This window comes from Mesorhizobium sp. M0910 (genome assembly GCF_040319465.1).
GTDB lineage: Bacteria > Pseudomonadota > Alphaproteobacteria > Rhizobiales > Rhizobiaceae > Mesorhizobium.
In genome coordinates this window covers 144,105-161,680 of record NZ_JAMYNZ010000009.1, presented here as the reverse complement: position 1 = coordinate 161,680, position 17,576 = coordinate 144,105, and the positions used below count along the sequence as shown (strand labels likewise).

Sequence of the window (17,576 nt, the reverse complement as noted above, 5' to 3'; positions counted from 1 at the left end):
CCCTTCTTGCTATTAAGAATCATCGGAACGGCGCGCTTGCGCTCTTGCTAGCGGACGGCCCCCGGCTTTGTTCGAGGCGATCATGCCCTTCCGTGTCTTTCGTGTCAGCACCAACCTCCTTGCCATCCTGGTGGTGCTGGCACCGGTCACCCTGATCATTTATCAGAGTTTTCTGTCCGCGCCTTTCTTCCAGAAAACCGCGCATCTGTCGCTGAACGCCTACAGCTTCATCCTCGCGGACGCGGATTTCTGGCTAGCGCTGACGACTTCGCTCAAGCTCGCGGTGGGCATGACGGTGATCGCAGTTCCGGTGGGAATCCTGCTGGCGTTCATCATCGTGCGCACCGACGTGCCGGGCAAGCGCTGGCTGGAGCCGATCATCCTGATCCCGGTTTTCATGTCGGCGGTGGTGCTGGCCTTCGGCTATGTGATGACACTGGGACCAGTCGGCTTCGTCTCGCTGGCGGTCAAGTCGATGATCGGCTACGTGCCCTGGAATGTCTATTCGGTGACATCGATCGCGATCATTGCCGGGCTCACCCATGTCCCACATGTCTATCTCTATGCATCGGCGGCGCTCCGCAACGTTGGCGCCGACCTCGAAGAGGCGGCACGCACCGCCGGCGCTGGCCCTTGGCGCGTCGCCGCCAGTGTGTCGCTGCCCATGGTGATGCCGGTGGTGCTCTATGCGGCGGTTCTGGTGTTCTTCCTCGGTTTCGAACTTTTCGGCCTGCCGCTGGTGCTTGGCGATCCGGAAGGCGTGCTGGTTCTCGCCACCTATCTCTACAAGCTCACCAACAAGCTCGGTGTTCCTTCCTACCAGTTGATGGCCGTAGTGGTGGTGGCGATCATCATGATCGCGCTGCCGCTGGTGGTGCTGCAGCGCTACATGCTGCGCAACGCCAGCCGCTATGTGTCCGTCAAAGGCAAGGGCAGTCGGCACAACCCCATCCGGCTGGGCGCTCTTCGCTGGCCGGCCTTCGCGCTTGTGGTGGCCTGGTTCGCGGCCACCGTGATCATACCGGTGGGCGGCGTCGCAATTCGTTCACTGGTGACAAGCTGGGGCGTCGGGGTGAATATCTTCCAGGTGCTGACGTTGGATCACTATCGCGATCTCGCTGACTATCCGAATGTCGTCAGCGCCATTGTCAACACGGTCGGCGTCGCGGTGGTCGGAGGCGCGGCTTCGATCGCGGCCTATACTGCCGTGGCACTCGCCGGTCATCGCTCGAGCGCACCCCTGACCAAAGTCGTCGACTACGTGGCCATGATACCGCGGGCGATGCCGGGCATTGTGGCTGGCCTCGCCATGCTGTGGATATTTCTGTTCTTCAAGCCGATCGCACCCCTGCGCGCCACGATGATCTCGGTATGGCTCGCCTATACCATTGTGTGGTTCGCCTATGGCATGCGGCTGATTTCCGGAACGCTCCTGCAGATCGGCAAGGAGCTCGAGGAAGCCGGCCGGTCAGTTGGTGCCAGCGAGGGCCAGGTTGCCAGGGACATCACGCTGCCGCTCATCCGCGGCGGCATGTTCTCAGCCTGGCTATTAATCTTCCTGATTTTCGCCCGTGAATATTCGACGGGCGTCTATCTGCTCGGACCGGGAACCGAAGTGATCGGCTCGCTCATGGTTTCCCTTTGGGGCACCGGCGCGATCGATCTGGTCTCGGCTCTCGCCGTCATCAACACCGTCATCATCGTGACCGGTCTTGCCCTCGCGATGCGCTTTGGAGTCCGCCTCAATGACTGACATCATCATAGACGGCCTGCGCCTCAGTTACGGCAACCTTGAAATCCTGAAAGGTGTGTCCTTCTCGGTCGAACCGGGTCAGATCGTCGCCTTGCTCGGCGCGTCCGGGTCCGGCAAGACGACGCTCTTGCGAGCGGTCGCCGGTCTGGAGACACCCAACAGCGGCAAGATACTGCTCGGTGACAAGCCGCTTTTCGATGCCGGGCAGAACATCAAACTGGCGCCGGAAACGCGCGGTCTCGGGCTGGTATTCCAGTCCTATGCGCTGTGGCCGCATCGGACGGTGTCCGAGAATGTGGGTTATCCCCTGAAGCTGCGCAAAGTGTCCCAGGCAGATGTTGCGAGCCGCGTCCAGAAGGCTTTGGACAGCATCGGCCTCGGCAAACTGGGCGAACGCTATCCGCATCAGCTCTCCGGCGGACAGCAGCAGCGCGTGGCGCTGGCCCGTGCGCTGGTCTATGAGCCGAACGTGATTCTGCTCGATGAGCCGCTGTCAAATCTGGACGCCAAGCTACGCGAAGAAGCGCGGATCTGGCTGCGCCGCCTCATCACCAATCTCGGGCTATCGGCGCTGTGCGTCACCCATGATCAGGTGGAAGCGATGGCGCTCGCCGACCGCATCCTGCTGCTCAACGGCGGCCAGATCGAACAGGACGGAACGCCCAAGCAAATCTACAACGAGCCGAAGAGCCTGTTTGCAGCAGAGTTCATGGGTGCCAGCAATCGCCTTGACGGCGTGGTTACCGCCATCAACGGCAACCGCGCGGAAATTGGCGCCAACGGCATCCATCTTGTGGGCAGCGCTCAGCAGGAGCTGACCGTCGGCGCCAAAGCCACCGCACTCGTCCGGCTTGAGCGGGTGACGTGGTCTGGGGAGGATGGCCCTGGACGTATCGCCATGACCTGCGTCGAGAGCCTTTTCCTTGGGGATCGGCATGAAGTCATTTTCGAAAGCAATGACCTGACCATCCGGACCTATTCCCGGGACGCCCTTCCGTCCGGCCAATACTATGTCGAGTTCCCCTTCGAGGATCTGATGGTCTTCGCGGCGGAATGAACTTCGGCTTCACTACGAAGAGGATCATTCTTGCCAACCGGCATAAACATCCTCGAGCGGCTGACCTGCCATCGGTAATTTCCTCCATCTGAGATTAAAGTCCGGCACTCGATTTAAGGGCGGACTGATGAAGAGAATGCGGTTTACGGAAGAGTCCTGCGTGAGCATGAGGCGGGGCAAAAGCGGGCGACCTGGCGCGCAAGCATGGGATCTGCGAGGCGGTTAGCCTTACACACGTGTTGAACGCGTGTTCGCTTGCGCATCACCGGGTATCAAAGCTAATGAAACCCGGAGAGGACTTGGCTGCTTCTGCAGGTGAAAAGTGCTGACTTTCTCATGGTTCTATCTCGCGTCGTGCCTGCTTGCGCTTATAGCGCTCGTCGCCGTTCTCGAACTCGGACTGCTTCCGGCACTGCTTTCGGGCCTTCTCGTGTTCAACATCGTTCATTTCGCCGCACCGATGCTCCATCGAATCGGCGTCTCCAACAGCCTGACCAAAAGCCTTGCGCTGACCTTGGTGGCATTGATTTTCACGCTCCTGATAGCCGCCGCTATCTTTAGCGGCATGTCGCAATTGACTGGCGGTTCGGAGAACGTCGTGACGCTCCTCAAGAAGATGGCCGAGATCATCGATACCGCGCGCGTCCATCTCCCGACCTGGGCGATGGCCTATTTTCCATCAAACATCGAGGAACTGGAAGTGTTCGCGGCCCGGTGGCTCCGCGAACATGCCGGCCAGCTTCAACTCGTTGGGCGGGATGTTGGCGTCTTGGTGGTCCACATTGTCGTCGGCATGGTGATCGGCGGCTTGATCGCGGTGAGCTCGGCGGCGCCATCGCGCGAGCCCGGCCCACTGGCGGTCGCGCTGGCGGATCGTGTCAACATTCTGAGCAAGGCCTTTCGCAACATCGTGTTCTCGCAAATCCGGATTTCGGCGTTGAATACGTTTCTGACGGCGATCTATCTCGTCGCTGTTCTGCCGTCCTTCGGCATCGATCTGCCATTCATCAGGACAATGATAGCGCTGACTTTCGTCGCTGGCCTTCTGCCGGTCATCGGCAATCTGATCTCCAACACGGTGATCGTGGTTGTCAGCCTCAGCATCTCCTTCCTTGCAGCGCTCGGCTCGCTTGCCTTTCTCATCATCATTCACAAGCTCGAATACTTCGTAAACGCCAAGATCATCGGTTCGCGGATCAATGCGCGTGCCTGGGAGCTTCTTCTGGCGATGGTTTTCATGGAAGCCTGGTTCGGTATGCCGGGTCTTGTCGCCGCGCCGATCTATTATGCCTATTTGAAGGCTGAACTGGCGATGCGCGGGCTAATCTAGGGTTAGGGCAGGTGGCGATTTGACGACGCAAGCAAAGTTGCTGGGAACCCGCGCAAATTTGACCACTCGCTGAACAGCACCATCTTGGTTAGTGAACCCTCAGGAGTTTCGTGACCGATTGAAGGCCCCCGTTTAATAGCACGCCCCCTGCAAAGACATTAGACAGCGCTAAAACGTAAATTGTCCGGAGGCATGTAATCTGCTAGTATTTGATCACCGACAAACGGCTTCGGAAAGCCGTGCGTCGGATATCATGCACAAGATCAACTCAACCGGAGAACGGCCATGAAACGGCTTCTGACGGTCGCTGCCCTTTTGGCGGCAGGCAGTTTGGTTACGATGCAAGGCGCAGCCGCCGACGACGCTGCGATGATCAAGAGCGCTGAATCTGCTGCACCCCCTGCCGTGGCAAGCGGCGCTGCGGTCTACGCCGCGGATGAAAAGGGCGCCATGCGCACCCTGCGCGAGGGCAAGAACGGCTTCTGGTGCATGCCAGACAGCCCGTCCACGCCCGGCCCGGACCCAATGTGCGGCGATGCCAACGCGATGGAATGGGCGATGGCATGGATGGAAAAGAAGGAACCGCCCAAGGGCAAGGTCGGCTTCATGTACATGCTGTCCGGCGGTACCGATGGCAGCAACACCGATCCCTATGCGACGAAGCCCGAGGAAGGCAACAATTGGATAGAGACCGGCCCGCATGTGATGATCGTCAACGCAATGGACATGATGCAGGGCTATCCGACGGACCCCAAGCCTGACACATCCAAGCCCTATGTGATGTGGCCGGGCACTCCATACGCACATCTCATGATCCCGGTTAAGTAGCTGAAATGGAGTCACGCGGGCGCAAACGCTTGTTTCGCCCGCGCTTGTCCTGATAATTACAAACGCTTGCGGCGTCCGTGACCTTCAATCGAGAGTCTCGGCGGTCGGTAGCGTGTTGGCCTGATTTCCCATCACTTTTCCGGCAAATGGAAAATTTCGTGACAGCTCGAACGGTGGCGGCCCTGCAACACCAAATATTCGTATATTCGTCAGAAAGTGCATAGTCTTGATGACCGTCATCGCGGGAGGAGTTCGCGTTGAACCGAACTATCCGAATGATCGCCACAGTTGCGCTGTGGAGCGTGCCATTATCCGGCCAGGCGCTTGCGCATGCTCGATTGGTCGAGGCTACTCCAGAGATCAATAGCACCATTGCCGCTCCGCCCACTGAGATTCGACTGCGCTTTAGCGAACCCATTGAGGCTCGATTCTCGGGCATCGATCTGTCGGGGCCGGATGGTGCGAAGATCACCACGGAGATCGCGGTGCGCGATAAGGACATGGTGGCACCTGTATCAAGGTCCCTTGCGCCGGGTGTTTATCAAGTTGATTGGCACGTGCTGTCAGCAGACGGGCACAAGGTGAAGGGCAATTTCAAATTTGAAGTCAGACCGTAGAAATGGACGTTGATGGCACTCTGGCCTTCGCCCGGTGGGTCTACTTCCTCTCAGTGATGATTCTATTCGGGTCGGCACTCTTCCCTTTCTATGCGCTAGACAAAACCGCGGCTCCCGCGCTTGCGCCTCTACCCCGTAACATCAATCCTGCCCTCGCACTTGCGGCCGCAATCTTCGCGGCAATTTGGCTGCTGTGCTTTACGGCCGGGCTCTCCGGACGCGAGGGTATGGTTGACACCTTGCGCAGCGTTCTCATGGAAAGCGACTTCGGAACTGTTTGGTTTGTTCGCCTTTCGCTCGTTCTCCTGCTCCCGGTGATCAGCTTCTCGGGGCGGCCCGAATTGATCGTCGGGCCGGCTTTCTTGCTACTGACCTGTGAGGGTTGGCAGGGCCACGCGGCGGCGTTGGGCCTTCAAGCCTCACTGACTCAAGCTCTCCATGTTGCAAGTGCCGGGGCGTGGATAGGTGGCCTCCTGCCCCTCGGCCTGCTAATCGCGGCAGCGCGGCGGCATCCATCCGAAGTCGCAAGCGTGGAGACCGTCCTGTGGCGCTTCTCCCGCTTTGGTATGGTGGCGGTTGCGCTCATTTTTTTTACGGGCGCTATGACCACTTGGCTAATGCTTGGCTCGTTCCCCGATCCGCGCAACAGCTACGGTCGAATTCTCCTGTTCAAGATCAGCCTATTCGTCGCGATGGTCGGTTTGGCGGTCTACAATCGATACGCCCTGGTCAGCCGCATGAAGTCCGAACCGGCCAAAAGCTTGGGCACATTGTCTCGCAACGTTGCGCTGGAGCAGATCATCGGGTTTGGGGTGCTTATGGATGTAAGCGCGCTGGGGCTTATGGATCCGTACGCGTGACGCGCTGACTTTGCAATTATTGGCTGGCAACGTTTCTGCAATTCGCGATCGACACTCACCTCTATCCGCCTGGCGCACAGAGTGGCTGGCCGGTCTGGCTGCCGATCTCAACCAACGTCGGGACGTGTGGAGCGCGGATATATGCCTGCGACCTAGACACGATTCCATGCGTAAACGAGTAACTGCCAGCACCAGCCGGCCAGCGTCCATCGCTCCTTTGATCCCCACCCTGGTGGAGAAGCCTCCCGAGGGCCGAGGGAATGGACACACAAGTTCGACGGCTACCGCGGGTCTTCAATGCGGACCGCGTCGGAGAATAACTGGCGACAAGTTCGACGGCTACCGCGGGTCTTCAATGCGGACCGCGTCGGAGAATAACTGGCGAATGATACTACGGCGCGACGGCGCAGCCGCCGACAGTCGGATGGAGGTCGATCTCGTCGCAGCCGCTGGGCCCGCCAAATGGCACTCTTGACTAACGTGCCAGAGGGTCCATTTTTTGACCCTGCGGTGTGCTGATGTCGAAGCCCCTCTTTATCCCGGCGCTCGCTGCTATATGCCTGAGATCGCCGCTGGTGCGTGCCGATAAATGTCGATCTGGCGTTGGAAGCTTTTCACGGTATTTGTCTTGCCCATGGACCTGACTTCGAACGAACCGTCCTGCGGCCAAGAGACGCGGATGGACTCCGTTGTCCGGCGACGCAGCACTTGCCCCCGTCGGTGACGTAGGCGCCTTCCAGGGCTGGGAGGCGACCGGTGACGACCTCCCGGCCAAAACCATGATCGCGGTGACAAAAGCCACTTGAATGGCAAGTCCGTGCAAACTTGCTCCATAAAGCTATTCGATGTCGACCGCGCGGGCATTCGAGGAGCGTTTCTTCGCCCGGACGGATGCCGAAACAATCGGCGGGGACAGAAACGGAATGCAAGTTTCCAAACTCTACATATTGACAGTCGGCAATCGCAAGCACTTGTCTATTTGACGTTCCCGAGGTCCGGATCACATCGAACACGGTCATTGCAAGCTCGATCGCCGACGACTAGGGCGGATCGGCTGGTGTTATCTGCACGGGACGCGGGGCTTTTTGCGTTTGCAAGGAACTCGCGATAGGAATGCTCTGAATCGATCAGGAGCAGGAAATTGAGCGATCGGCAAAAGATCATCTGGATGATAGTGCTGGCAATCCTTGCTGGTATCGCGGTGATCATGCTCAAACATTGGCTGAAGGGCGACCTTGGGTAGCTGCCTCCTTAGATGAAGCAACACAGCCCTGATCGATCAAGGTTGGTATGGGCTTTGGCCCGTCCCATTTCGGCCTGCTTGCAATGGCAGGTGTCCTGCCTGATGCGGAATCGACGAGCGAAATGTGAGCGAAAAATGCAACTGACAGGCATGGTATCCGGCGCGGCGCTATTGCTCGCTTCCACCGCGGCAGCGAACGCCCATCCGCATGTCTTTGCCGAAGCGAAGCTGGACCTGACCGTCGGTCCAGACAGGACGGTCAAGTCGCTTCGGCATCTCTGGCGTTTCGACGACCTCTTTTCCAGCACTGTGCTGATGGAATTCGACAAGAATTCCGACCTTGTCCTTGATGCGAAGGAACTCGATGAAGTCGCTCTCACCGTCCATGCGTCGTTGGCCGAGTACAACTACTTTCAGATGGTGACCTTGAACGGCAAGGACGTGACGATGGCGCCACCGCCGAAGTTCAGCGTCAGCTATGAAAACGATCAACTCGTCGTCCAGTTCGAAACGCAGCCGAAGGACCCGTTGGCCCTTGCTGGAAAAGTCAGCATCGGTGTCTACGATCCGACCTTCTACACGGCAATCGATTTTACCGACGACGACAAGCTTGCGGTGGCCGGTCTGCCGCAAGGCTGCTCACGTTCCGTCGTCCGTCCAGATCCGGACACGGCCATCGCGCAGAACCAGAAGAGCCTGACAGACGCGTTCTTCAGTGATCCGACAGGGACCGATCTCGGCAAGATTTTCGCGACTCGCCTCGAATTGACGTGCGGCTGACCGGAGCCGGTTCGATGGCCATGTTCCAGACGCTGGTCGAGTTCCAACGCACGATTTACCTGGCGCTGGCCGAGCAGATCAAACTGCTTGCGGCCGGCGGCGGTTGGCTGGCGTTCACGGCGTTTCTGCCCATGGGCATTCTGTTCGGTGCGGCGCATGCGCTGACGCCGGGCCATAGCAAGGCTGTCCTGGCCACCTATCTGGCAGGATCGGACGCCAGCGTCCGGCGTGGGCTTCTGGTGTCGCTGACACTCTCCTTCACGCATGTAACGATTGCCGTGCTGATCGCGGCGCTCTCGTTGCCGTTGGTATCGATTGCCCTGGGCAGTGTTGGCCGCGCCCCGCTGCTGGAAGACGTCAGTCGGGGCCTGCTTGGCCTGATCGGCATTTGGATGCTCTGGCGCGCATTGAGCCACGGCCATCACCACAAGCATGAGGGCGAGGCCGTCGGCGTCATGGCCGGCCTGATCCCATGCCCGCTGACGCTTTTCGTGATGACCTTTGCGATATCCAGAGGCGTTCCGGTCGCCGGCATTCTTTTCGCAATCACCATGATGGCCGGCGTGGCGCTGACGCTGTCTTGCGTTGCGGTGCTGTCGATCCTGTTTCGTGAACGTCTGGTCCATTTTTTCGATAGCCGGCCACGCCTGTTCGATGCCATTTCCCGAGCCATTGAGGGCGCTGCCGGCTTGGCGCTTGCCGGCGTAGCCGTTTGGCAGATCACGTCGGGCTGAAATGCGGTGAACCAGATCGAGCGGTGAATCAAGACCCGTTTACCTGGAGGTCAGCCGTGTCTTCGTAGCGGCGCAAAGTTCGACGCGCATCTGCGCTCGTCGGTGGAACAGACGGATAGGTGACGCCCGACGCTCGAAGTGGCGCCGGGCGACCCTGTATGCGCTAGATCATACGCTTGATGTCGATGTAGTCGCCTTCAGTCTGGATCGTCAGGGTCACGTCGCTGTCACCGCGATTCCGCCAGAACCAGCCGTGATTTCCATCGAAGGCGGCTTCAATGGCACCTTCGTCAGCTGGAACGCTGCGACCCTTTTCGTAGCTTACGGACTGACCGCCGCCATCGCCGTGCGTCTCGAAATTCACCACGCCACCGTCAGCTGTCCAGGAAAAGTTTGCTTTGGCGCCCTGCCGCATCACGAGCTTGACTTCGGCACCCTGGCCTGGCGCCAACGTGAAGGATAGCTCGTCTTGCCTTCCATCTGGCTGGATCGGGGCTTCCGAGGTTGCTTCGGTGGCAGGCGTTGTAGCAATGGCCGGAGCCTCGGCAGGAGCGATCTCTCCAACTGTCACATTGTCTTGGGATATGGCCTCCCCAGTTGGCGACGGCTGCAAAGCAGGCCGTTCGGCGGTCAGGGCGACGAGGAGGTTTTCAATTCGGTCCATGCGCGCCATCAACTCGGCTGGAGGGACCATTTGCGTCATCCGCTCGGTTGGTGCCTTCGCGCTGGCCATTTCGTCGGCTGCCGCCTCGGCTGCCAGCTGTGTCTTGATTTCGCCCATTCTGGTGAGGCCGAGCAATCTGCCTGCTCCGGTCGGGTCGATCGCATACTCGGACGGCATGACGACCGTGATGAGCAATGCGAAAGCCGTCAGCGCGGCAATGAAGGTGGAGCGCTTGAGCTGCGCTGACGTCGGCAAATCGGCGCGGCTGGGAAGGTCGGTGTTGTACATGATTCGGTTCCTTATGCGGCGACGAACAGGCCGGTGAGCTGATATCCGATCAGCAGGAAACCAGCCGTCACCATGATGACGTTTGCGGTATAGGCGTGGCGCCAGAAACTTCGTGTCCGGCGCCAGTAGCCCATCACGATCAGGATGGCGCCGAGAGCCAAGAGCTGCCCGATCTCGACGCCGACATTGAAGGCCAAAAGGTTGGGCACCAGGCCGTCCGGCGAGATGTTGTATTCGATGATCTTCGTCGACAGGCCGAAACCATGGAAGAAGCCGAAGACCAGCGTCGCGATCTTGGTGTTCGGCTGGAAGCCGAGCCATCGCTGGAAAGAGCCCATATTGTCGAGCGCCTTGTAGACCACGGAAAGGCCGATGATCGCGTCGATGATGTAGCTGTTGATGCCGACGTTGAAGTAGACGCCAAGCAGCATGGTCGTGGAGTGGCCGAGCGCAAACAGGCTGACATAGATGCCGATATGCTTCATCCGGTAGAGGAAGAAGATTACCCCGAACAGGAACAGGATGTGGTCGTATCCGGTCACCATGTGCTTGGCCCCGAGATAGATGAAGGGCAACACGTTGATGCCCGAGATTTCCTGGATATAGCCCTTGTCGCCGGCGGCGACGGCATGGGCAAAGGCTGCTCCGGTCAGCAGCGGCAGGGTCAGGAGAGCGATAAGCAGCGGCAGGGTGGGTCGCCAACGTTCGCGATGCGAGCGTGACCGGCCCCGGTCGAAGGGTCCTTGCATAAGATTTCCAATCTTCGTCGTTGAGGGTGGCCGCGTGAGCGGCCGCGATCATGCTGCGAGGAATGGTCTCGGCGGTCGATCAAGCCGGAATGTCGTGTCCGGATCGACGAAAGTCGGCTGATACTTTAGCCAGCCCCGCTCGATCTGTGGAACGGTCGGCGCGAAGTCGGCGGGCGTACTCGCCGTTTCGTGCGAGTGGTCGGCCGCATTGTGCCCGTGAAAATGGCCAGGGCTCTGCTCGTCGGCGACGCCGTCATCATGTGCGTGGCCATGATCTTCGATCTGCGCGGCGGCTCCGGCGTGACGCTCGGCCGCGGCGGCGGCAAGCGCGATCGGATCATGCGAGGCTGAATAGCCGAAAGGACGCAGCACGCCGAACATCATCGCCAAGGCGATGACGAGACAAAGGACTGGGCTGCTGATCCGATTCGGCATGACTGGCGATTAGTCTCTAAAATCTACGAATGGTTGCCTGCACCGGAATCGGGGCCTCTTTGAGGCTTGTCATATCCCCTCCAGGAGGATAGTTACGAAGAATGAGCGAAGAACTCCACGCCCACGAAACCCATCCCGATATCGTCAAGCGCCTGAAACGGGCTGGCGGACATCTCAAGGGTGTCATCGAAATGATCGAGGCGGGCCGGCCCTGCCTCGACCTCGCCCAGCAGCTTCATGCTGTCGAGAAGGCCATTTCGCAAGCCAAGAAGACCCTGATCCAGGATCATCTCAACCATTGCCTTGAAGACGTCGTCGGGCCGCTGGCGCGCGAGCAGCGCCGCTCGATCGACGAGTTCAAGGATATCACCAAGTACCTGTGAGAAGCGCCATTATGGACAAAGTTCGCGACTGGTTTGGATTTGGCCCGATGACGCATGGCATGGGCAGCCACGGGCATGATCACGATGATGGTGGCCATGGCCACACACACGGTGTCATAGATCCGACGATCGCCACGACGACGCGCGGCATCTGGGCGATCAAATGGTCATTCGTCGTTCTGGCCATCACGGCAGCGCTCCAGCTTGTGGTCGTGTTCATCTCCGGCAGCGTGGCGCTGCTGGCCGATACGATCCACAATGTCGGCGACGCGGCCACTGCCATACCGCTGTGGATCGCGTTCGTGCTGGCCCGCCGCAAACCGAGCAAGACGTTCACCTACGGGCTGGGCCGGGTCGAGGATCTGGCTGGGATCGTCATCGTTCTCATCATCCTGTTCAGCGCCATCGTCGCCGGCTATGAGGCGATCGACAGGCTGATCAATCCGCGTCCCATCACATTTCTTGGCTGGGTCGTCATCGCCGGCCTCATAGGCTTCATAGGCAACGAGGCCGTCGCTGTGTTCCGTATCCGTGTCGGCCGCGAGATCAACAGCGCGGCACTGATCGCCGACGGTTATCATGCGCGCACCGACGGCTTTACCAGCCTGGCGGTCGTGCTGGGCGCTATCGGCGTCTGGCTGGGCTTTCCGCTTGCCGATCCGATCGTCGGGCTGCTGATCACCGTGGCGATCTTCGCCATCGTCTGGCAGTCGTCGAAAGCCGTATTGACCCGCATGCTCGACGGAGTCGAGCCCGGCGTCATCGACGAAATCCATCATGCCGCCGAACACGTGTCGGGCATCGGGCGCGTTGAAAATGTGCAGGCACGCTGGATCGGACATCGTCTGCATGCCGACGTCGCCATCAGTGTTCCGGAGACGGCGACGGCCAAGAACGTGCTGGGCGTAACCGAAGCCCTCAAGGAGGAGCTGTTCGCCCACTTGCCGGCGTTGGCGGAAGCCAATGTCCGCCTGGTGAGTCCGGCCGGGCCGGCCGTCACTGGCAGGGAACCCTCTCATGCTCACCATCATGCGCCGGAGCCCTTCAAGGTCGCCTGCGATCTGGCTGAAGGGACGTTGGAAATCGTCGACACGGCGGCCGGCGAGCGCATGCGGCTGACCATAGAACGGCACGCCGATGATTTGACAGCGACTGTGATCATCGACCGGCCCAACGGGCCAGAGACGCTTCGCCTCGAAGCCGTCGCCGACAACCATCACCGGCTTGAGAGCACGGTTGCTCCGGCCGAGCCGCATGAGTTCCAAGCGAGGTTGATCCTGGCCGCGAAAGGTCGCGAGCAGGTGCTGCCGTTCAAGATGGTTGAACCCGAAGGTCACCACCACTGAGACAGGCGGGCTGTTCGCGCTACATTCCTGGCTCGACGAACCCCAATCCGCTGCAAGAAGGCAAAATATGCTTCAGGTCCTGGCCAATCGCACCTACCGTCATCTCTTCCTGGCCCAGGTCATCGCCCTGATCGGCACTGGCCTTGCCACCGTGGCGCTCGGGCTGCTAGCCTATGATCTTGCCGGCGCCGATGCCGGCGCGGTGCTCGGCACGGCGCTCGCCATCAAGATGATCGCCTATGTCGGCGTGGCGCCTGTCGCCGCCGCGTTCGCGGAGCGCCTGCCACGCCGGACCATGCTGGTTTCCCTCGACCTCGTCCGGGCCGCGGTCGCGGTGTTCCTGCCCTTCGTTACCCAAGTCTGGCAGGTATATCTTCTCATCTTCGTCCTACAGTCGGCGTCGGCAGGCTTCACTCCGGCCTTCCAGGCCTCAATTCCTGATGTGCTGCCCGAGGAGAAGGACTATACGCGGGCCCTGTCGCTCTCGCGACTGGCCTACGACCTGGAAAGCGTCGTCAGTCCCATCCTCGCTGCGGCGCTGCTTTCAGTCATAAGCTTCCATAGCCTGTTCGCCGCTACGGTTGTCGGATTCCTGGCGTCAGCGGCGCTGGTCGTCTCCGTGGTGCTGCCCAGCCCGCAACCCTCGGAGCCGCGCGGCATCTATGAACGCACGACGCGCGGAATCCGCATCTATCTGGCAACGCCGCGATTGCGCGGCCTGCTGGCGCTCAATCTGGCCGTCGCGGCGGCCAGCGCCATGGTGATCGTCAACACAGTCGTCCTGGTGCAGGCGCAATTTGGCCTCTCCCAAACCGACACGGCGCTGGCGCTCGCAGCCTTCGGCGGTGGATCGATGATTGCAGCCCTTGCCCTGCCGAGGCTGCTGGAGAACGTCCCGGACCGGGTTGCGATGCTTTCGGGTGCCGCGATCCTGGTCGCGGGCGTGCTGGCCGGGCCGCTCGTCAGCAGCTACTATCTTCTGCTGTCGCTCTGGTTCGTGCTCGGCCTCGGCTATTCGCTGGCGCAGACGCCTTCTGGCAGATTGATCAGGCGTTCCGCTGATGCCGTCGATCGGCCCGCTCTGTTTGCCGCTCAATTCGCACTTTCTCATGCCTGCTGGCTGATCACCTATCCGATTGCCGGCCGCGTCGGCGCGGCGATGGGATTGCCCTTCACGTTCATTCTGCTCGGCGTCATTGGCGCGGCAGCCCTGTCTGCCGCGGTCTGGCTGTGGCCCAAACACGATCCGGATGTGCTTGTGCACACGCATGCCGATCTGCCCGAGGACGACCGGCACATCGGCAACGCGGTATGGTCGGAAGCAGGCTATGAGCATTCGCATGGTTTCGTCGTCGATGATCGGCACCGGCAATGGCCAAAAGCAAGTTGAGCGCCGGGCATGCTTGGCGATCTCGCCGTCTATGGCGGTCTTTTTCTGACCGCGTTCGTGGCGGCGACCATCCTGCCGATGCAATCGGAAGCAGCCCTTGCGGGACTGCTTCTGACGGAAAGCTATGCTCCGGATCTGCTCATCTTCTCCGCAAGCGCAGGCAATGTGCTCGGCTCGATCGTCAACTGGTGGCTCGGCCGGGGGATCGATCGCTTTCGCGACCGCAAATGGTTCCCGGTGAAGCCCTCCGCGCTGACGCGCGCGACGCGATGGTACCAGCGCTATGGACGATGGTCGCTGCTGTTGAGCTGGCTGCCTCTCGTGGGCGATCCGCTGACGATCGTGGCAGGGGCGCTGCGGGAGCCACTTTGGAGCTTCCTTGCAATGGTCACGATCGCGAAGGTTGGCCGCTACCTAGCACTCGCGGCGGTGACACTGAGTTGGATGTAGTGGCTGGTGGCAACACATCCGTGACCATCGCTTCTGACCTTGTTTTTGAGCCGACGCAGATCGAATAAGTATAGACATATCGCATACCTGAGTTAGGATGATTCAAAACTAATCAAAAAATGGGGAACTGACATGATCACTCTCGACCGCCGCAATTTCCTTGTTTCAACTGCCGGACTAGCCTTCGCCGCCGCGCTGCCAGGGAGTGCCTTTTCCGAAACGAACGACACGCTGAAGATTGCCATCGCCGCAGAGACCGGCGATCTCGATTTGCTGCAGAACGTTTCGACTCTGAGTACCTACACCATCGTCTTCGATGCGCTGATCCACTACGGCCAGAACGGTGCGCTTGAGCCGGGACTTGCCACCAAATGGACAGTCGCCGACGATCAGCTTTCGATCGCCTTCGATCTGCGTGAAGGCGTGACCTTCAGCGACGGCACGCCCTTCGATTCCACCGCAGCCGAATGGAACCTCAAGCGCTGGATGGGGGTGAGCGACTTCTCCTGGATCGGCATCTCCGACGCGTTCGACAGCATCGTCACGGACGGACCGAACAAGTTGACGGTCAAGCTGAAGCGGCCAGTGCCGGCGGCACTGCTTGAACTCACCATCGTGCGGCCAGTCCGTTTCCTGTCGCCCAAGGCGGTCGACAAGGATGGCAAGCAGACGGCGCCGATCGGCACCGGACCGTGGATTGTCGAAAAATACGATTCAAGCGGCACCAGCCTCGTTCGCAACGACAAATACTGGGGCGAAAAGCCGCTCTTCAGCCGGATGGAATTGAAGGTGGTTCCCGATGAGCTCGCCCGCGCCAATGGTCTGCGCTCGGGCGACCTCGATGTCATCGGTGGCGACTGGGTGGCGACGCTGTCGCCGCGCCGCGCTCGCGCGCTGGAAAGCGACGGCATGAAGGTCGTGGCCGAGCCGGGCACGGCGACGATGCTACTCGGCTATTCGCCGAAGTCGAAGATCATCGCTGACAAGGCCGTCCGCGACGCCGTCTACGCATCGGTCGACAGGGCGGCGATCGCCAAGGTGCTGTTCGAGGGCTTTGCCGACCCGGCCGCCGATCTGTTTCCGGCGAACGTGCCCTCGTCGGGCAAGCGGCATGACGTGCCGGTGCGCGATGTGGTGGCGGCCAAGAAGATACTCGCCGATGGCGGCTGGGTCGGCCGCGGCGGCGCCTGGACTAAGGCTGGCTCTCCGCTGGCCATCGACTTTCTGGTTTCCGAAGAATCCCTGCCAGGGTCGCGGCGCATCGCCGAAATGATCCAGGGTCAGTTGTCCGAGGTCGGTTTCCAGGTCCAGGTATCCTCGGTGGACAATGCCACCATGCATGAACGGCGTCCGGCCTTTGACTACGACCTGGCCTTCTTCACCACCTATGGAGCGCCCTACGATCCGCACGGCACGCTCGGCAACGCCTTCGTCTCGACCGCCGACAGCGGCCCTGACGGCAAGATCTACGTCTCCGACGCGCTCGACGGCGTCGTTAAGGCTGCGCTCGAGGCGAGCGGCGCCGAACGCGACCTGAAGATGCAGGCCCTCTATGACTGGCTCCACGACAACACCGCCATCTGTCCTCTCGTCGTCAGCCAGCGACTGTGGGCCCACAATCCGCGCGCGGAGAATTTCTCGCTCCCGGCGACGGACTATGATCTGCCGTTCAAAGCGATCACGCTGAAGGCTTGAAGACTTCGAGCCCAAGCGAGGCCTGACGATGAAGCGCACGATCCTGCGACGGATGCTGCTTGCCTGCCTATTGATCCTGGCGGCATCCGCGCTGACATTCGCCCTGGTTGCGGCGGCGCCGGGCAATGTTGCGGCGCTGATTGCCGAGCGAGCGGCGGGCCCCGGCGCGGACGCCGAAATGATCGCCAAGATCGGCAACGAGCTTGGCCTTCATGACCCACTGCCGATCCGCTATGGACGCTGGCTGGCCAGCGCGCTGGCTGGCGATTTCGGCATTTCGCTGCGAACGGGAAAGCCGATTTCTCAGGAGTTTGCCGCTCGCATTCCGATGACGGCGGCGCTGCTTGCCGGCGGCGGCGTTCTCGCCTTCATCCTGTCGATCACGCTTGGCATCGCTGGCGCCGTCAGCAATGGCGGCGTGATGGACAGGTTCCTGCACGCATTTTCGCTGATAGGCGCGTCGACCCCGAACTTCTTCGTGGCAGCGCTGCTGGTCATCGTGTTTTCGGTGATGCTTGGCTGGGTGCCAACCTTCGGCACCAGCGGCTTCACCTCATGGATTCTGCCATGGGTGACGATCGCGTTGTTCCCGGCGTCGGTGCTCAGCCGCGTCGTTCGGGTCAACCTTCAGGAAGCGATGTCGCGGCCGTTTGCGACGACGGGCTTCGCCAAGGGCTACACCAGAACGCAGGTGCTGCTGCGCGAGGCGCTGCCCAACATCGCCATTCCGTTCCTGACGACGTTCGGAGCGCAGTTTACGCTGATGATCATCGGATCGATCGTCGTCGAGACGGTGTTTGCATTGCGTGGCGTCGGTGCCTTCTTCATCGAGGCGATTCGTTTCCGCGACTTCATCGGCATGCAGTCGGTGCTGCTGCTGTTTGTCGTCTTCTTCGTCATGGTCAATTTCATCGTCGACATGATCTGCATTGTTTCGGATCCGCGAATGCGCCGGGCGCGGGGGGCATGAGGCG

The 17,576-nt window shown here is 60.5% G+C and carries 17 protein-coding genes; 14 read left to right on the top strand and 3 right to left on the bottom strand.

The genetic code is table 11. The features are described from left to right. Window positions 1-82: 82 nt before the first annotated feature. From NKH78_RS22950 to NKH78_RS22915, 8 genes are all read left to right on the top strand, one after another. Window positions 83-1,753, top strand: a complete 1,671-nt coding sequence (locus NKH78_RS22950; RefSeq protein ID WP_352452017.1) for an ABC transporter permease — start codon at window positions 83-85, stop codon at window positions 1,751-1,753. Then, window positions 1,746-2,810: an ABC transporter ATP-binding protein gene (locus NKH78_RS22945; protein ID WP_352884209.1), complete on the top strand. Its 1,065-nt coding sequence runs from the start codon at window positions 1,746-1,748 to the stop codon at window positions 2,808-2,810. Before NKH78_RS22950 ends, NKH78_RS22945 begins: the two co-directional genes overlap by 8 nt. Window positions 2,811-3,132: 322 nt before the next feature. After that, window positions 3,133-4,140, top strand: coding sequence for an AI-2E family transporter (locus NKH78_RS22940; RefSeq protein ID WP_352517454.1), 1,008 nt, complete (start codon window positions 3,133-3,135; stop codon window positions 4,138-4,140). A gap of 285 nt (window positions 4,141-4,425) precedes the next feature. Next, window positions 4,426-4,968: a hypothetical protein gene (locus NKH78_RS22935; protein ID WP_352452020.1), complete on the top strand. Its 543-nt coding sequence runs from the start codon at window positions 4,426-4,428 to the stop codon at window positions 4,966-4,968. Window positions 4,969-5,225: 257 nt separating this feature from the next. Beyond that, window positions 5,226-5,585, top strand: coding sequence for a copper homeostasis periplasmic binding protein CopC (copC, locus tag NKH78_RS22930; protein ID WP_352508360.1), 360 nt, complete (start codon window positions 5,226-5,228; stop codon window positions 5,583-5,585). A gap of 2 nt (window positions 5,586-5,587) precedes the next feature. After that, complete coding sequence (copD, locus tag NKH78_RS22925; protein WP_352517453.1) at window positions 5,588-6,445, top strand: copper homeostasis membrane protein CopD; 858 nt, start codon at window positions 5,588-5,590, stop codon at window positions 6,443-6,445. A 1,378-nt stretch (window positions 6,446-7,823) separates the two neighbouring features. Next, a complete protein-coding gene (locus NKH78_RS22920; RefSeq protein WP_502898301.1) occupies window positions 7,824-8,468 on the top strand; it encodes a DUF1007 family protein in 645 nt (214 codons plus the stop codon). Between the two features lie 20 nt (window positions 8,469-8,488). Then, window positions 8,489-9,202 carry a HoxN/HupN/NixA family nickel/cobalt transporter gene (locus NKH78_RS22915; protein ID WP_352452073.1) on the top strand — a complete coding sequence of 238 codons (714 nt, stop codon included), beginning with the start codon at window positions 8,489-8,491 and terminating at the stop codon, window positions 9,200-9,202. Between the two features lie 163 nt (window positions 9,203-9,365). Here the strand turns inward: NKH78_RS22915 and NKH78_RS22910 are convergent, their stop codons facing one another. The 3 genes from NKH78_RS22910 to NKH78_RS22900 are packed head-to-tail and all read right to left on the bottom strand — an operon-like array spanning window position 9,366 to window position 11,338. Then, window positions 9,366-10,154 carry a hypothetical protein gene (locus tag NKH78_RS22910; protein WP_352787538.1) on the bottom strand — a complete coding sequence of 263 codons (789 nt, stop codon included), beginning with the start codon at window positions 10,152-10,154 and terminating at the stop codon, window positions 9,366-9,368. Between the two features lie 11 nt (window positions 10,155-10,165). Then, the gene (locus NKH78_RS22905) at window positions 10,166-10,903 is read right to left on the bottom strand and encodes a HupE/UreJ family protein (RefSeq protein ID WP_352884206.1); all 738 of its coding nucleotides are present in this window, start codon (window positions 10,901-10,903) and stop codon (window positions 10,166-10,168) included. Between the two features lie 48 nt (window positions 10,904-10,951). Next, entirely contained in the window at window positions 10,952-11,338 is a 387-nt protein-coding gene (locus NKH78_RS22900) for a hypothetical protein (protein ID WP_352787542.1), read from the bottom strand. Window positions 11,339-11,439: 101 nt separating this feature from the next. On the opposite strand from NKH78_RS22900, the gene NKH78_RS22895 reads away from it, so the two are divergent. The 6 genes from NKH78_RS22895 to NKH78_RS22870 all read left to right on the top strand — a co-directional run bounded on the left by NKH78_RS22895 (window position 11,440) and on the right by NKH78_RS22870 (window position 17,572). Further along, entirely contained in the window at window positions 11,440-11,721 is a 282-nt protein-coding gene (locus NKH78_RS22895; protein WP_352787545.1) for a metal-sensing transcriptional repressor, read from the top strand. 8 nt (window positions 11,722-11,729) lie between these two features. Then, window positions 11,730-13,067: a cation diffusion facilitator family transporter gene (locus NKH78_RS22890; protein ID WP_352787686.1), complete on the top strand. Its 1,338-nt coding sequence runs from the start codon at window positions 11,730-11,732 to the stop codon at window positions 13,065-13,067. A gap of 67 nt (window positions 13,068-13,134) precedes the next feature. Further along, the gene (locus NKH78_RS22885) at window positions 13,135-14,457 is read left to right on the top strand and encodes an MFS transporter (RefSeq protein ID WP_352884204.1); all 1,323 of its coding nucleotides are present in this window, start codon (window positions 13,135-13,137) and stop codon (window positions 14,455-14,457) included. A gap of 9 nt (window positions 14,458-14,466) precedes the next feature. Then, the gene (locus NKH78_RS22880) at window positions 14,467-14,907 is read left to right on the top strand and encodes a YqaA family protein (RefSeq protein WP_352884202.1); all 441 of its coding nucleotides are present in this window, start codon (window positions 14,467-14,469) and stop codon (window positions 14,905-14,907) included. A 132-nt stretch (window positions 14,908-15,039) separates the two neighbouring features. Continuing rightward, the gene (locus tag NKH78_RS22875; protein ID WP_352787553.1) at window positions 15,040-16,602 is read left to right on the top strand and encodes an ABC transporter substrate-binding protein; all 1,563 of its coding nucleotides are present in this window, start codon (window positions 15,040-15,042) and stop codon (window positions 16,600-16,602) included. Window positions 16,603-16,630: 28 nt separating this feature from the next. Further along, the gene (locus tag NKH78_RS22870; RefSeq protein WP_352884198.1) at window positions 16,631-17,572 is read left to right on the top strand and encodes an ABC transporter permease; all 942 of its coding nucleotides are present in this window, start codon (window positions 16,631-16,633) and stop codon (window positions 17,570-17,572) included. Window positions 17,573-17,576: the final 4 nt, after the last annotated feature.

Coding starts and splice junctions, on each gene's coding strand:
- NKH78_RS22950 (WP_352452017.1), top strand. CDS start 83: ATGCCCTTCCGTGTCTTTCGTGTCAGCACCAACCTCCTTGCCATCCTG.
- NKH78_RS22945 (WP_352884209.1), top strand. CDS start 1,746: ATGACTGACATCATCATAGACGGCCTGCGCCTCAGTTACGGCAACCTT.
- NKH78_RS22935 (WP_352452020.1), top strand. CDS start 4,426: ATGAAACGGCTTCTGACGGTCGCTGCCCTTTTGGCGGCAGGCAGTTTG.
- copD (WP_352517453.1), top strand. CDS start 5,588: ATGGACGTTGATGGCACTCTGGCCTTCGCCCGGTGGGTCTACTTCCTC.
- NKH78_RS22920 (WP_502898301.1), top strand. CDS start 7,824: ATGCAACTGACAGGCATGGTATCCGGCGCGGCGCTATTGCTCGCTTCC.
- NKH78_RS22915 (WP_352452073.1), top strand. CDS start 8,489: ATGTTCCAGACGCTGGTCGAGTTCCAACGCACGATTTACCTGGCGCTG.
- NKH78_RS22910 (WP_352787538.1), bottom strand. CDS start 10,154: ATGTACAACACCGACCTTCCCAGCCGCGCCGATTTGCCGACGTCAGCG.
- NKH78_RS22905 (WP_352884206.1), bottom strand. CDS start 10,903: ATGCAAGGACCCTTCGACCGGGGCCGGTCACGCTCGCATCGCGAACGT.
- NKH78_RS22900 (WP_352787542.1), bottom strand. CDS start 11,338: ATGCCGAATCGGATCAGCAGCCCAGTCCTTTGTCTCGTCATCGCCTTG.
- NKH78_RS22895 (WP_352787545.1), top strand. CDS start 11,440: ATGAGCGAAGAACTCCACGCCCACGAAACCCATCCCGATATCGTCAAG.
- NKH78_RS22885 (WP_352884204.1), top strand. CDS start 13,135: ATGCTTCAGGTCCTGGCCAATCGCACCTACCGTCATCTCTTCCTGGCC.
- NKH78_RS22880 (WP_352884202.1), top strand. CDS start 14,467: ATGCTTGGCGATCTCGCCGTCTATGGCGGTCTTTTTCTGACCGCGTTC.
- NKH78_RS22875 (WP_352787553.1), top strand. CDS start 15,040: ATGATCACTCTCGACCGCCGCAATTTCCTTGTTTCAACTGCCGGACTA.
- NKH78_RS22870 (WP_352884198.1), top strand. CDS start 16,631: ATGAAGCGCACGATCCTGCGACGGATGCTGCTTGCCTGCCTATTGATC.